This is a genomic window from Chitinophaga sp. GbtcB8 (assembly GCF_019091455.1).
Classification (GTDB): Bacteria; Bacteroidota; Bacteroidia; order Chitinophagales; family Chitinophagaceae; genus Chitinophaga.
Genome location: NZ_JAGXJN010000016.1, coordinates 17839 through 33088, shown reverse-complemented (window position 1 = coordinate 33088; position 15250 = coordinate 17839). Strand labels below are relative to the sequence as shown.

Genomic DNA, 15250 nt, shown 5'->3' with positions numbered 1-15250 from the left:
TTACGATTTTAGATTTGCGGCTTCATTCACTTCAATCAAATCTAAGATCTAAGATCGTAAATCTAAAATCGTAAATAGTATTATCTTACTCTTATGAAAAACATCATAAAGCTCTCCACGATCATACTCGCAATACTGCTACTGAGCGCCTGTTCTGTTATGCGCAAAGCCACGGGCAATAAGGAGCTGCAGTGGTATAAAAGCAGAACCTGGGCAGAGGGCATACCACAGCAAATGTTCACCGGGTTCAATTACCGGACCTTTTACCGCCAGTATCATGCCGATTCCCTTCGCTGGAAAAAAGCTTTCCGTTTTATAAAAGAAAACAACCTGCAGGAGATGGCCCCCGGCAAATACCCGATTGACAGCAATATTGTATTTGCATCCGTTACCGCGGGACCTTTGCGTGCCTTTGAGCAAACCAAATGGGAATTTCATAAAGATTATACCGACATCCAGTACATTATAAAAGGAAAGGAAATGATAGGAGTGGCGCCGGTAACTGTTACACCCGCAAACCCTTTTGCGGGTATTGATACCAGCGCTGCAAAATATTACACGGCCCGGCCGGATACCATTTATATGCTTTTCCCGCACGATGCGCACCGCCCCACCATACAGGTACCTGGCGAAACCATTGTTAAAAAGCTGGTGATAAAAGTAAAGACGCTGGACCTGCCCCTGGAGTAGGATATGCTTAATGTTTAAAAAAGCTGTCCGGTACCTCCGCCACAGGACCATTACCTACACTGTATTTCAGACCCAGTGAAAATCCGCCGCCGCCTTCAATAAAATCAAGTGTGAAGGGGTGTAGTCCTTTTTGCAATGCCACCTGCCCCGATTTTTCAATGGGTGCATGCTGCCCGTCGTTATTTACTACTTCCTTATCGCCAATGGTTAATACGCCGCCATCATCACACAGGAAATAAAAGCTGTATACGCCTGTTTCCGGTACATCAATAAAACCCGTGTATTTCAATCCAAAGCTGGGCGCATTTACAGAGGCAGGCACTACCAGGTCCTTTGCCACAAACTGGCTGTCGGGCTCCGAAGTTTTCATGCCGCCGGTATTTAAGTAATATTTTTTATAGTAAGCGCATTGCAGCCCTTCCTTTACAGGGGCAAAGGTTTGTACGGCTGCCTGGTAAGCCTCTTTTTTATATTGCAGCGTATAAATATCGCCGCGGGTACGGCCGGGGCTAAACGCTGCCAGCTTAATGGTAAGCGGTTTGGTAATTACCAGCGGTTTATTTAATGCCGGGGACGAGAACTGCGGCAGACTGCCATCTGTAGTGTAATGCAAAGTAAGGTCAGGTAGCGGCTTTTTAATATCCAGCACGGCCTGGTCTACAAATACATTCTGTGCTGTAAAACCGCTAAGGTCCGGCAGCCGGTAATGCACTTTTAATGTTTCCAGCCGTTTGAAATGGGCGGGCAGGTGTTGCTGAAAGGCTGCATAGTCAAGGTTTTTGCTCCATACCCTTTCTGCCAGCGCAAGCATGCGGGGAAAGTATAAATAATCTGCACGGTGCTCAGAAGGCACATGTTCCGACCACAGGTTGGCCTGCGCGCCAATAATGAACGATGCCTGTTCCGCGGTAAGTTTTTCCGGTACTACCTTAAACTTGTAAATGTTGGAAAGTGAATTAGCATCGGGCTGGTTATCAAAATACAAAGGATTACCGGGGCTCATAATAACATGATTACCGTTGCGGGCCGCTGTAACAGGGGCATCCGGCACCCAGCTGCGCCAGTACATTACATTGGCGGTAGCGCTGATGCCGCCTTCCAGGATCTCATCCCAGCCTATCAGCTTTCTGCCTTTGGACTGGAAGAAACGTTCCATACGTTTTACAAAATAGCTTTGCAGCTCAGCGGTGCTCTTTAATCCTTCTTTTTCCATCAACGCAGTACAGGCCGGGCTTTTTGCCCAGGTTTTGCGGTCTACCTCATCTGCTCCCAGGTGAATGTATTCTGAAGGGAATAAGGCAATGATCTCTGAAAAAACATTTTCTGCAAATTCATAGGTGCCTTCGTTACAGGGGCAGATGGGGGTAGTGAATAGCTCGCCCCATTTGCTGCCGCCTTCGCAGGACAGGTCCGGGAACTGATGTATAGCAGCCATCATATGCCCCGGCATATCAATTTCAGGGATAATGTCAATGTAGCGTGCAGCCGCATAGTTTACCAGCCCTTTTATTTGCTCCTGTGTATAAAAACCGCCGTACAGGGCTTTGCCATCCCGTTTAATAATGTGGGAGGCATCAATAGCCATATCAGGATTCTCTTTTGAAAGGCGTATGCAAGCTGAATCGTTCTTATCAAACGTGCGCCAGGCGCCTTTTTCCGTAAGCGCAGGATATTTTTTGATCTCTATACGCCAGCCCTGATCATCTGTTAAATGCAGGTGCAGCTTGTTCATCTTATACAGCGCCATCAGGTCCAGTAACTTTTCCAGGTATTGGATGCTGAAAAAGTGGCGGGATACATCCAGGTGAAGGCCTCTCCATGCATAGGAAGGTTCATCTGTGATGGTTAACGCCGGTACACTCAACCGCGCGGATGCTGTTCTCTTTTCAACGGCCAGGGGCAAGAGCTGCCGCAGGGTTTCCACTGCCCGGAACATACCGGCGCCGGTTTGGGCTGATAGTACAACCTGGCTGGCAGATACATTGATCCGGTATCCTTCCGCAGCGGTGATGGTTTCATCTTTACGCAGTACGATCTGCCCTTTAGCCGCTGTTGCTAATGGTTTGCCTAATGCCTGTTTTATGAGCCGCTGCAGCTGTGTTACTGCATTTTCAAACCCGGCATCTGCCTGTATGGTAGTGCGCAGCGTAATTGAAAACGTTCCGCTACCGGCTTCCAGTGAAGCAGGGTAGGGGATCAACGGGAAACTGGCATTCGTTTGTGCGCATACGTAAGCGCCCCGCAAGGTAATGGCTGCTATTAACAGGAGCCGGGAAAGAAGACGTGTCATCATTTAGTTTAAACGCCTAAAGCTACTGAAGGGTTCAGCGAAAAGCAATACATGCGGAAAATGGCGGTATTAATTGGTTAAAATGTATCACTATCTTTATGCCCCTAAACCTATTGCATGCAAAGTAAAACGGTTCTGTTGCTGGGCGCAAATTCCGATGTAGCCAAAGCGGCCATTAAACAATACACTGCTAAAGGTTACCGGGTAATAGCGGCCTCCCGCAGCACAGACGCGCTGCAGGTATTTGTGCAGCAGGAAGTGCCGGAAAAAGAGCAGGTGACCATCCTTTACTTTGATGCGGCCGATTTTGCAAGCCATGCCGGCTTTTACCGGCAGCTGCCTGAAAAGCCCCACATCGTGGTATATGCAGCCGGTTATCTGAAACACAATGAAGAAGCCCTGCTTGATTTTGAAGGCAGCTTTCGCATGATGCAGGTACATTATGCAGGCGCGGTGTCTATCCTGAACATTATTGCCATGGATAAGGATAATGAACGGCTGGAGCGTATCATAGGCCTGTCGTCCCTTTCAGGAGTAAGAGGGCGTAAGAGCAATTTTATTTACGGCAGCACCAAAGCAGCCTTTACCCAATACCTGGCTGGCTTACGGCAGTATCTTTTCTCCCGCCGTATTATTGTAAATGTGATTGTGGCCGGTTATATCCGCAGTAAAATGACAGCCGGGCTAAACCTGCCGGAGCCCTTAATGCTGGAGCCTGCATACATTGCTGCAGCAGTGGTGAATGCGGGAAGCGGCTTTACCATTGTGCCTGGTTTTAAATGGAAGCTGATCTATACAGCGCTGAAATGGATGCCGGAAAAGCTGGTAGCTAAGCTGCCGTAAAAAGGATCTCAGCTGCTCCTGAACTGGTTAAAGGATTGCCAGTATTTGTCTTTATAAATAGTGAAACCTATTTCAATTTGCAAGGCATACCGGTCTTTGATGTCATACACCACTTTGGAAGGTTTCCTGAAATCTTTACAGGCAAAGAAGATCTCCTGCACGCTGTTGGCGGTTTGCCGGCCAATGTTCAGGTAACCTTCATAATCTTTCAGCTCGCTTAATATCGCATCTTCAATCTCGTTCAGCAGCTGGTAGGTAGCATCATTGGGCATGCCGCCATCATTTTTACTGCCATATTTTATTTCAACGTTTAAGATCCAGGGGTGAGAGGCTTTACTATCCCATTCCAGCAGGTCGGTGTTGATGACTGCCAGCAGCATATTGCCGTTCTTCAGCTTTGCTTCCAGCATGGCGTAATTGTCGTTTTCCGTATCGTGCCGGGTGCCTTCATATTTTTCTATGAACTCTTTCTGCCGCCATATCAGGAAATCCTTCAGCTTTTCAATAGGGATCCATTCCTGCTGTGCTTCATGGTTCCGGATCACTTTTAAATTATCAATAGTGGTGGCAAAGTTCAGCTCACCCAGGTAGGTATCCAGGTAAATATAGATGCCGTTAATGATGGTTTGTTTATTTTCTTCATTCAGCTCGTCATGCGTGATCACAATATCTATTTCATCAGGGTACTCCGCAATTTCGTTTGCATAAAAACGCATTGTTTCGCTGTTAAACAGGTAGCCGGCCATTTTAAGGTTACTGTTGCGGATGTCTGATGCCGGTTTAAATGCAGTGAACTTCCAGCCAGGAATATCGGGGGCCGATTGTATCAGCTCCTCCACGAAAACAATATGTTTAATAGCTCCTTCCGCGGTGATCACCAGGTCCACGGTATTATCATCCAGCATACCTGTTAAAAAGTAAAAACCTTCTTTAAGCTCACCCAGCCTGGATGATAGCTTATCAAAAAATATCTTTTCAATATCCCCTCTTTCCTTCACTACCTTAAAAAATGTCTTTTCATTTTTCCGGAACCAGTTCCAGAAATCCTCATAAGATGTTATAGGTTCCTCTTTTTTGGAAAAAATGCTTTTTAAAAGACCCATCGCTGTCAGCTTTTTTAGTACGGTTAAGATCAGGGCTGAAGATAAGCACTTTTTAACATGAAGATGCGCCGTTTTGCTGGTAATTACCGGAGAAGTATATTATATTGCGTGTCAATCTAACACTCATTGAACCGCGGACATATGAAAAAACTACTTGTTGTACTGCTTATTGCCTGCAACGCTGCCGTTTATGCGCAGTCTTCCACTAACTTTCATGACTGGGCTGCTACGCCCCCAATGGGCTGGAACAGCTGGGATTGTTACGGCCCCACTGTTACAGAGGCAGAGGTAAAAGCCAATGCGGATTACATGGCCAAAAACCTGAAGAAATACGGATGGGAATATGTGGTGGTGGATATACGCTGGTACGTAGGCAATGATAAATCGCACGGTTACAATGAAAAAGACCCGCAGTATAACATAGACGAATACGGCCGTTTTCAGCCGGCAGTGAACCGTTTTCCATCCGCAGCCGGCGGCAAGGGTTTTAAGCCCCTGGCCGATTACCTGCATAGTAAAGGACTAAAGTTCGGCATCCACATTATGCGGGGCATACCGGTAATAGCAGTGCAGCGCAAGCTGCCTATTAAAGGCACCCAGCTGACCGCGCAGGATATTTATTCTGATAAAGACCAGTGCCTTTGGCTGCATGATATGTACACCGTGGTGCCTGGCAAGGCCGGCGCGCAGGAATATTACAATGCCCTTTTTGAAATGTATGCATCCTGGGGGCTTGATTTTGTGAAGGTAGATGATCTGTCGGCGCCCATTTATTTTGCGGAAGAAATAGAAATGATCCGTAAGGCCATAGACCGTACCGGGAGAAAGATCGTGTTAAGCACCTCGCCGGGAGAAACGCCCATAGCGCATGCAGAACATGTACAGCAGCATGCCAATATGTGGCGCACCGTGAACGATTTCTGGGATAGCTGGGAGCCGCTAAAGGAGCACTTTGAAGTGTTTGAGCGCTGGAATAAATGGCGGGCAGCAGGCGCCTGGCCCGACGGCGATATGCTGCCTTTAGGACGCATCGGCATACGGGCAGAGCGTGGCAACCCGCGTATGACCAAGTTCACCCGTCCCGAACAATATACCTTAATGACCTTATGGTGCATCTTCAGATCCCCGCTGATGTTTGGCGGCAACCTGCCGGATAATGATGCCTTTACCACTTCACTGTTAACCAATAAAGGGGTACTGGCCGTTTTAAACCACAGCACTAATAACCGGCAGCTTTTTAACGATGCCGACAAAGCCGCCTGGATAGCGGAGGAACCGGGTACCGGTGCACGTTACCTGGCTGTTTTTAATAAAGCAGATCAGGAAGCGCCTGTTTCCGTGAACCTGGAGCAGCTGGGCATTACCGGCCCCGGCGCCATTACAGACCTTTGGAGTGGAAAAGCAATGGGCAAATTCTCCGGGGTATTTACCCCCACTATTCAGCCGCATGGAGCAGGGTTGTATAAAATAAAGTAAGCCATGTTCTAATTCAGTATCTTCAGTGGAACATGGAACTTATAGATATAATCGGGTTTATAGCAGGCATCTGCACTGCAACATCATTGCTGCCGCAATTAATTACCACGCTTAAACAAAAGAAAGCGCAGGAAGTGTCGCTGCTCATGTTTATTGTTTTGCTCATGGGCAATGCTTTATGGGTGTGGTTTGGCGTGGCTAAGTCGGAGCTGCCAATTATATTGACCAACGCATTTTCGCTGCTGTTAAATATTATTATGCTGGTGCTGAAGTATAAGTATAAGGACAATGAATAGCACCATCTTCTATGGCAAGTTGTAGAACAATCTACCCAATATATTATGCTGCCGGAGCTAAGCCATAGCCAGGCAGGCCAGTCCTTAAAACGGCACAGATTATGTAAAAGCTGTTAATATCACCAAACAACTATCGCATGAAGCAGCTCACTTACAGCATGTTAGCACTGATCGCCGTAACACTTACCAGTTGCGAGGTAATAGGCGGTATTTTTAAAGCCGGCGTATGGACAGGTATTATAGCCGTAGCCATTGTAATAGGATTGATCATTTTCCTGGTCACCAGGGGACGCAAATAACAGGTCGGTCTTTTCTGTTGGCATATCAGTACGCGTTAGTCCGGACTGTTAGAAAACTACGGCCGGCTTTGACGAGCAGTAAAAAAGATAACGTATTAATGGATGGGCTGTTCCGGAAGGAGCGGCCCTTCTTTTTAGCGGGCATTTTGAAAAATAAATATATCAGCGTAACTATACAAGGCCAAACCCGTCTATACTATGAACCTAAGCCGGATACTTGCAGGCATCTCTTTTTTGTTGCTTATTATTTCATTTGCCGCGAATGCCCAAATAGCCGGCAGCCGGTTCATTACCTATACAGCGGATCTTAAAAAACAGCACCTGCAGTTCTACTGGAAAGATGATCAGCACAAACCTTTTGGAAGTATGCAGCGTTTAAAGAGCTGGCTGGAAGCGCACAAACAGCAGCTGGTGTTTGCCATGAACGGCGGTATGTATAAACCCGATCATTCCCCATTGGGTTTATATATTGAGAACAGTAGTACCCTATCACCTTTAGATACTGCCAACGGTAACGGCAACTTTTACCTGCAGCCGAATGGCGTGTTTTACATTACTACAGATAATATCCCCGTGATCTGCAAAACAGCTGACTTTAAGAACAACGGTAAGGTGAAATATGCCACGCAATCAGGTCCCATGCTGTTGATAGAAGGGCAGCTGCATGCTGCGTTTAAAGAGGGTTCTGCCAATCTGAATATCCGCAATGGGGTAGGCATTTTACCGGATGGCAGGGTGGTATTTGTAATGTCTAAAGAGGGTATGAACTTTTACGATTTTGCGAATTATTTTAAAAGCCTGGGTTGCAGGAATGCATTGTACCTGGATGGGTTTGTGTCCAGGATGTATGTGCCGGAAAAGGAGTGGCGGCAGCTGGATGGGGATTTTGGAGTGATGGTGGGAGTGGTGGAGGGTATGTAGAATAATATAAAAATCGTAGTTTTGACCGGTTTTTTGTTGCCCTAACCCGGCTACTTATATTATCCCTATATGCAGTTTGTATTCCGGATCACAATGATCCTTTCGCTTATTTTATGTGTTAACCTGGCCAAAGCCGACACATTTATAGTTACCACCAAGGCCGATAGCGGGCCTGGCACATTACGGGATGCCATTAATAAGGCAAATGCCAATGGTACTGCTTCAACGGATTATATTCATTTTAACCTGCCGGGTACTACCCTGGATGACCGGACTATCCGGATCAATGCTGAATTGCCCGCTTTATCCTCCAATATCATTGTGGACGGTACAACGCAACCGGGAGCTGCTTTTGGCGTAAGTAACGCAAAGGTGAAAGTGTTAAAGGACAATTACCATTCAACGGGTAATTTTTACAATATGTTTTCCATCCGGAATGCAGATAATGTAAGCATTTACGGTATGCATATAGAAGTGACGGACGGCTTTTCAAATGGTGCATATTGCATTTATATTGCTAAAAGCAGCAACATTAATATCGGGGCATCGGGTAAAGGTAATGTGCTGAATGCGTCAGATGCTATCATCGCCAGCGATGTAGAGCTGGAATTTGGTAGTACTACTGATCTCCATATTGCCTATAACATGTTAGGTGTGAATCCGGATGGCGTAACAGTGCCTGTATATCCCATTGGTTACTCACGCATAATTTTATGGGGTGCAGGGGATATAGAGATGGACCATAATGTGATAAACTCTCAAATAAGAATAGAAGAAACCTTTAACACACTGGCGCCACTGGGTAAGCGCAGTTATAAGGTGCATGATAATATTGGAGGTGGGGATTATACCGGTGACCGGAAGATCGGCTACCTTTCTTGTACCATAACAACCTATCCAAGACTGGACATTAGCGGGGACAATATTATTGAAATAAAGAACAATCATGTGCTGTCAGGCCGTTTTGCACTGGGCGGCGGGCAGGGTATTATTACGGTACAGGGAAATAAAATAAATACCGACCGCACCGGCACCGTAAGAACCGGGCAGGCCTCTGATTATTCCATCGAGATCTATGGTACGCAAAAAGCATTGGTAGGTGGCGATCTGCCGGCTGAAAAGAACTATATATCCGGCCAGTACGGAGGAATAATCTGTAATTATGATGACCATGTTACGATTACAAAGAACAGCATTTTTTGTAATGGAAAAGGTATTAAGTCAAAAGAAACTGTTTTTGTTACTGCTTTTAATGGCAGCACCGTATCAGGCACCAGCGAGCCGGATGCAGTTATAGAAGTATTTGATGCCGATAATTGCTCCGGCACACAGGAGGGGTGTGAGGGGAAGGTGTACCTTGGCCGCACAGTAGCAAATGCCAATGGGGAATGGTCCTATACCGGCACCCTGCCGGGTAACGTAGTAGTAACCGGCACTAATAAAGAAGGCAGCACATCAGAATTTACCAGGGCCACCATCAGTTCCGACTGGTTGGAGGTAACACCAGCCTGCTGTGGTAAGCCAGGCAGCATTAAAGGCATTACGATCACGGGAGCTGTTGTAGTTCAGTGGGAAGATGAATCCGGGAACGTGGTTAGCCACGATGTTAATCCTGCGGCATTACCGCCGGGCAAATATACGCTGTACGCCAATTCCAGTAATAACCCGCATGGTGTATGCGCCGTTACGCATTACGCGTTAACTATCATGGACATACGTCCTTTAATTACAACAGAACAAATAGTGATCATACGGCCCTGCCATGATAATAATGGCTCCATCTCAAATGTCACAGATCACGTAAATGTCTATACGAAAAGCTATAAATGGCTGAATGAAAATGATGAGGTAGTAGGTACGGCTGCCAATCTTACAAATGTGCCGGCAGGTACTTACCGTTTGTTTGCTTATTGTACAGATGATTGTTTTGCAGTATCCGATCCTATTATATTAACCGATCAGCCTGCGCCGGCCATTAATGTAAGCGCCATGACAGTGCTGCAGGCCACCTGTGATAATAGTAACGGAGCTGTTAACGGCATTACTGTTACTGGCCAGGCGCCGTATACATTCCGGTGGTTGGATGAACAGTTTAACGTAGCCGGTGATCAGCTTAGCTTACAGAACGTAACGCCTGGTCAATACCGGTTGGAGCTAACGGATAATTCCGGCTGTGCGCCTGTCACTTCCGGACCCATAAAGATCGAAGGCACAGGCAGTATTACCCTGGACGCTTCAAATGTGTTAGTAACACCGGCAGGCTGCGGCGCCCAGGGAGGCGCTGTTAAGGGGATTTTGGTAACAGCTGCGGATACTTATACCTGGCGTAACCAGGCTGGCGATGTGGTGGGCAACTCCCTTGATCTTACAGATGCAGCGGTAGGTACTTACCAGCTAACAGCTGCCAATAATTTTTCCTGCAGTGCGCAGTCAGAATGGTATACAATAAATACAACGCAGCCTGTACAATGGTCGGTGAGTGGAGAGGTTCGCTTTCCCACCTGTAATGATTCCGATGGGGAGCTGCTGGTAAACAGCATCACAGGCAATGATATAAGATCACTGAAGTGGACCAATACCTTAACCAACGCTGTAATAGGCACTACCAAAGACGTGCAGCATGTAGGGCCGGGCAGCTACGCATTATATATCAAAGACATGAATGACTGTGAGCAATTGGCTTATACGTTGGAGATCCCGCAACGTACGCCGCCGGTCCTAACGTCCGCACCGGTGATAACGGATGAAACCTGTGGTATGGCTAATGGCAGCATAAGTGCTCCCGCTATTAGCGGAGAAGCGCCCTTCCTGTACCGTTGGATGGATAATACCGGCCTTGCTATAGGAACAGCACCAGCATTAAAAGGAATAGGAAAAGGGGAATATACCTTACAGGTAACAGATAAATTTGGATGCGCAGCTAATCCGGATGTAGCTACAGTGAATAATGTTACTGCTGTTATTCCTGTTCCGCAGGACCTACACTATACTATTGCCAAAGGCCAGGCGGTGGAATTGAAATGGACCTATGATTCACCTGTGTTATATACACTTTATGCAGATGCAGGATTGGGTAATCAGCTAAGCCGGAATAATACCGGTGCATTTACTTTGCCAACGCTTGCTGCAGATGCAACGTATTATATGATCGTCAGCATGGACATTTGTACCAGTGAAGCAGCAAAAGCTTATATAACTGTAGTAGATAAAACAGAAGTATATATACCCACTGCATTCACCCCTAACGGAGACGGGCAGAATGACGTGTTCCGGCCGCGGTATGTGGGGATTGCTTCCATTGAATATTTTAAGGTGTACAATCGCTGGGGATCCATGGTATTTTCTTCCAATACCCTGGGCGCCGGATGGGATGGAGAGAGAATGCCAATAGGCAGCTATTATTATGTTATTAGTGGGAAAGACCTGCTGGGAAAGGTGTTTTTTAAGCAGGGAAGTATATTGTTGATTCGGTAAGAGCAGACAGGTTCTGGGCGCATTTGTTAATATTAGTGATGTTTGGCCTGAATGGATTTGATGATTTATGGCAGTCGTTTGCAATTACCGGCGGGACGTTTGTTATTACACATTTATTCTTTTATATGCGGTTCCTGAAAAGTGGGTATGTCAATCAATAATCAACAATATGAAGATCATTTTTTTAATATCAAGCCTGTTATTTTTGACAGTGGCCGCTAGCGGCCAGCAGTATCTTAAACCAGATACAGCGGTTAATAAAATAAATATTAATGATTATGAAAGCACCGAGCTTGTACTAGGTAAAAATAGTTGGAGTAAACAGTTCGAACAGGCTGGATCTTTGCCAAGGATAGAGGTTGTGAATAAAACAGGAACACAAATACTTCGTTTATTTTTTCATTATGGGGGGAGTAAAAATTCAGTAGATGAGTTTGAAATAATAAACATTGATAGCGCATATAAGATCCCCAAACAGGCAATTCATTTGAAAGATGGGCAATTCATTACTTCAAATAAAATTTGCTTAGGTATAAGCAAGGAAGATCTGGTTAAAAAACTGGGAAATAGCTATAAGTCCAGTATAAGTGGGGAAGTGGAGCGGCTTGTTTATACTGCTGATAGTAAATCAGATTTTGTCAGGAGGTATAACCAACATGGGTATTATATCAGATGTGTTTTTAAAGACGATGTTTTAATTAAGTATTCCTTTGGTTTTGAGAGCCTATAGATTCTAGTATTAAATGCTGGCAACCCTGGGAAACTAACCACCCTTAACTGCATTAATATCTCAAACCAAACCATCCACACCACACAACGCGGGAAAAATATTCTGTAATTTCCTATTTTCGCGTAATATCACGAAAATCAGGTATGACCACGTTTAAAAGAATACTGTTACTCATTGCTTATATAATCATAACCGGTTACGTCTACCAGCTTTCCTTTGATAAGATCATAAACCAGAGCTCCTCCATCAGGTATTACAGCACAACTATTGAAGGAAGTACGCTGAAAGATCTGATCCTGGTGCTGATCTATTGCCTTATAACCTTTTTCATGGCCGTACGCGCCCTGCGCATGTTAAAAGAAACCCGCTGGTGGCCGCTGTTCATCATCCTGGTGCTGGATGCAGCAGCAGTGCCTGCAAGCATGCTGCTGGTGGTGGTAAAGGGCCTTTATTGGAAAATAGGCACGATGGATGTAAGCAGCCTGCTGGATCCTTTTATATTGATCGTTATATGTTCCCTTATAAACGCACTCTATTTTCTTCCCTACCAAAAGATCATAAAAAGAAAACCATAATAAAAAACCCTCCGGCTTTTCCGGAGGGCTTGTAAATACTGCTTCTCTATATAAAACACTCAATATTCTCCATCCAGCGCAAAAATGGGTTTGCGGTTCATCCATTTCCCGCGTGTAAAGTCAGGGATATACTGCACCTGGCCGCCTTCTGATACAGACTGCTCGCTCAGTGGGGTAATGGCGTACCAGGTAGCCAGGTCATACACATCCAGCGCATATGGTGTGCCGCGTTTAATGCTTTCCACAAAGGAATTGATCACAAACCAGTCCATACCGCCATGGCCGGCCCCGGCAGTGTCAGCGGAGTAGCGCTTCCACAACGGGTGGTCATACTTAGCCATGTAGCTGTTAGCATCTGATTCTTCACCGGCCTTTTCCCAGGTATGCGGCTTGCTTTTACCTTCTACGTACACGGATTGTACATCATCCATCCACAAACCATTGGTGCCCTGTACGCGGAAGTTCAGCGAGTAGGGGCGGGGGGAGTTAGTATCGTGCGACAGCATGATGGTTTCCCCGTTATTGGTTTTTATCAGCGAGGTTACAATATCGCCCAGCTTAAATTCCACCTTTGCATTGGGATGGTTTTCACCGCCATGATCTACTATGTATTTATGCAGCCCGCGTGATTTGGTGGCCATAGAGGTAATGCTCATCAGGCGGTTGCCGCGGTTAATGTTGATCATGTTGGCCACCGGTCCCAGGCCGTGTGTGGGATACAGGTCGCCATTGCGGTGCACGGAGTGGTTAGTTCTCCATTTGGCTTCTGATAATGCGTTCTCGCCAAATTCCACACCACCGCCGTAATATTGTTTGCCGTTGTTGAATTTCACTTCGCGCAGATCGTGCTGGTAACCGCCCTGCAGGTGAATAAGCTCACCAAACAGGCCCTGGCGCACCATATTCAGCACGGCCATCACATCCCTGCGGTAACATACGTTCTCCATCCCAAACAGGGGTACGCCGGTGGCTTCGCTGGTATTCACCAGCTCCCAGCATTCCTGTATGTCAGATGCGCCGCAAACTTCCACGGCAGGCGTTTTACCGGCCTTCATGGCAGCTACGGCCTGTATGGTATGCCATTCCCAGGGGGTGGCAATAATTACGGCGTCAATATCGTCACGTTTCAGCAGGTTATGAAAATCTTCCGGGCCATTGGTATACTCTGCTACCTTTTTAGCGCCGTAGGCTTTGCTGATCAGGTTCCGGGCTTTGGGAATGGTATACTGCGTATCCGGGTCCGCAATGGCTATTACCTCTACATCACTGCGATGCAGGCAAAGCTCTAAATGTCCCAGCCCGCGGGCGCCTACGCCTATCAGGCCCATTCTTACCTTAGCTTTTTTTTCAGCTGCCAGCAGCTGTGCAGGTGTTTGTAGCATGGAAAAACCTACTCCTGCTACGGCGGTGTTCCGTAAAAAGTCTCTGCGTTTCATAACGATTATAATTTGAAGAATATCTTTTTCTGGTATAACCAGTAACAAATATACCATTCCAAAACCCATACTGCAAGTGCAGATAATACCGCTTGTATGGCCGGTGATATATGCAGCCAGCCGGTAAAACCGTTCACAAAGATGGCCACCGCGCCATTCAGCCATTGTGCGCCTACCGTTTCAAAAAGCAGGTAAATGAAAATGGAGTTCATGCCTATCACTACTGCAATCCAGGTATAACGCGGATGGTCTTTTACATCTATCCACCAGTACACCGCGGCCAGTATCAGCGTAACCCAGCCTAAAGAAGCCAGTACAAAACCGCCGGTGCTGATGCGTTTAATGATGGGTGAAAGACCGGAAAGGTCCGCGCCAAAACCCAGCGCCAGAGCAATAATACCGGCTATTACCAATGCCTTTATCTTAAGGGCGCTGCTATAACCGCTCATTAACAGCTTACCGGCTGTTACGCCTAACATGGTATGTGCCGCCGTGGGAATACAGTTGATGGCTACCCAGCCATCACGGTTTATTTTACCCATCAGCAGGGTATCCATATAGGAGCCAAAGTTATGGCCTTCCACAAAGGGCTGGTCAAAACCGGGCATCAGTATGCTGCGGTACAGCACATCATTCAGTATCACCATGCCTAATGCCACAGCTATCTGCACCTTAAAAGAGCGGCCTATCAGGAAATAGGCTACCAGCGTGGTGAAGGATAGCTGCGTAAGCACATTCCACAGTTCCCATACTAACCGCCCTGCATATACGCAATGCAAACCGGTACCAAACAGGAACAGCTTTAAGCTGCGGATGGCAATATGCCGGAAGTTATCTTGTTCAGAAACACCTTTGGCCCGCTTGCGCGTTACAGCAATGTACATTGCCGTGCCGGCCATAAACATAAATGAAGGCTGCACCAGGTCCCAGAAGCGGAGGCCATGCCAGGGATGGTGAAAGAACTGTGTAATGAACAGATCAAACAGCCCGCCTATATGCAGCTCATGTAACGATTCGTATACCCGGCAGCTTTCACCGGCCAGCAGCAGCATAATGATGCCGCGCATTACATCCAGTGATAGTAACCTGCCATTTGCTTTTAGTTCAGTCATAGGGT

13 protein-coding genes are annotated in these 15250 nt (G+C 46.6%); 9 read left to right on the top strand and 4 right to left on the bottom strand.

The annotated features are described in order from the left end of the window. Positions 1-93 precede the first annotated feature (93 nt). Positions 94-690 (top strand): YhcH/YjgK/YiaL family protein, encoded by a 597-nt coding sequence (locus KVT36_RS15650; RefSeq protein WP_217604416.1) that lies wholly within the window; start codon positions 94-96, stop codon positions 688-690. Positions 691-697: 7 nt separating this feature from the next. Here KVT36_RS15650 and KVT36_RS15645 read toward each other — a convergent pair whose 3' ends face one another. Then, complete coding sequence (locus tag KVT36_RS15645) at positions 698-2983, bottom strand: family 20 glycosylhydrolase (RefSeq protein WP_217604415.1); 2286 nt, start codon at positions 2981-2983, stop codon at positions 698-700. 114 nt (positions 2984-3097) lie between these two features. Here KVT36_RS15645 and KVT36_RS15640 point away from each other — a divergent pair, with 114 nt between their 5' ends. After that, complete coding sequence (locus tag KVT36_RS15640; protein ID WP_217604414.1) at positions 3098-3823, top strand: SDR family NAD(P)-dependent oxidoreductase; 726 nt, start codon at positions 3098-3100, stop codon at positions 3821-3823. A gap of 8 nt (positions 3824-3831) precedes the next feature. On the opposite strand, the gene KVT36_RS15635 is transcribed toward KVT36_RS15640, so the two are convergent. After that, a complete protein-coding gene (locus KVT36_RS15635; RefSeq protein ID WP_217604413.1) occupies positions 3832-4926 on the bottom strand; it encodes a DUF695 domain-containing protein in 1095 nt (364 codons plus the stop codon). A 141-nt stretch (positions 4927-5067) separates the two neighbouring features. Here KVT36_RS15635 and KVT36_RS15630 point away from each other — a divergent pair, with 141 nt between their 5' ends. From KVT36_RS15630 to KVT36_RS15600, 7 genes are all read left to right on the top strand, one after another. Then, positions 5068-6402, top strand: a complete 1335-nt coding sequence (locus tag KVT36_RS15630; protein WP_217604412.1) for a glycoside hydrolase family 27 protein — start codon at positions 5068-5070, stop codon at positions 6400-6402. Positions 6403-6434: 32 nt separating this feature from the next. Next, on the top strand, positions 6435-6698 hold the full coding sequence (locus KVT36_RS15625) for a SemiSWEET family sugar transporter (RefSeq protein WP_217604411.1): 264 nt from the start codon (positions 6435-6437) through the stop codon (positions 6696-6698). Positions 6699-6835: 137 nt separating this feature from the next. After that, complete coding sequence (locus tag KVT36_RS15620) at positions 6836-6997, top strand: phosphatidate cytidylyltransferase (protein WP_089919611.1); 162 nt, start codon at positions 6836-6838, stop codon at positions 6995-6997. Between the two features lie 198 nt (positions 6998-7195). Next, positions 7196-7918 (top strand): phosphodiester glycosidase family protein, encoded by a 723-nt coding sequence (locus KVT36_RS15615; RefSeq protein ID WP_217604410.1) that lies wholly within the window; start codon positions 7196-7198, stop codon positions 7916-7918. Positions 7919-7987: 69 nt separating this feature from the next. Further along, positions 7988-11392, top strand: coding sequence for a gliding motility-associated C-terminal domain-containing protein (locus tag KVT36_RS15610; RefSeq protein WP_217604409.1), 3405 nt, complete (start codon positions 7988-7990; stop codon positions 11390-11392). A 169-nt stretch (positions 11393-11561) separates the two neighbouring features. Beyond that, the gene (locus tag KVT36_RS15605; RefSeq protein WP_217604408.1) at positions 11562-12122 is read left to right on the top strand and encodes a hypothetical protein; all 561 of its coding nucleotides are present in this window, start codon (positions 11562-11564) and stop codon (positions 12120-12122) included. A 143-nt stretch (positions 12123-12265) separates the two neighbouring features. Then, positions 12266-12697 (top strand): hypothetical protein, encoded by a 432-nt coding sequence (locus tag KVT36_RS15600; protein ID WP_217604407.1) that lies wholly within the window; start codon positions 12266-12268, stop codon positions 12695-12697. A 59-nt stretch (positions 12698-12756) separates the two neighbouring features. Here the strand turns inward: KVT36_RS15600 and KVT36_RS15595 are convergent, their stop codons facing one another. Continuing rightward, positions 12757-14133 (bottom strand): Gfo/Idh/MocA family protein, encoded by a 1377-nt coding sequence (locus tag KVT36_RS15595; protein WP_089919582.1) that lies wholly within the window; start codon positions 14131-14133, stop codon positions 12757-12759. A 5-nt stretch (positions 14134-14138) separates the two neighbouring features. Beyond that, a complete protein-coding gene (locus KVT36_RS15590; protein WP_217604406.1) occupies positions 14139-15245 on the bottom strand; it encodes an acyltransferase family protein in 1107 nt (368 codons plus the stop codon). Between the last annotated feature and the right edge of the window lie 5 nt (positions 15246-15250).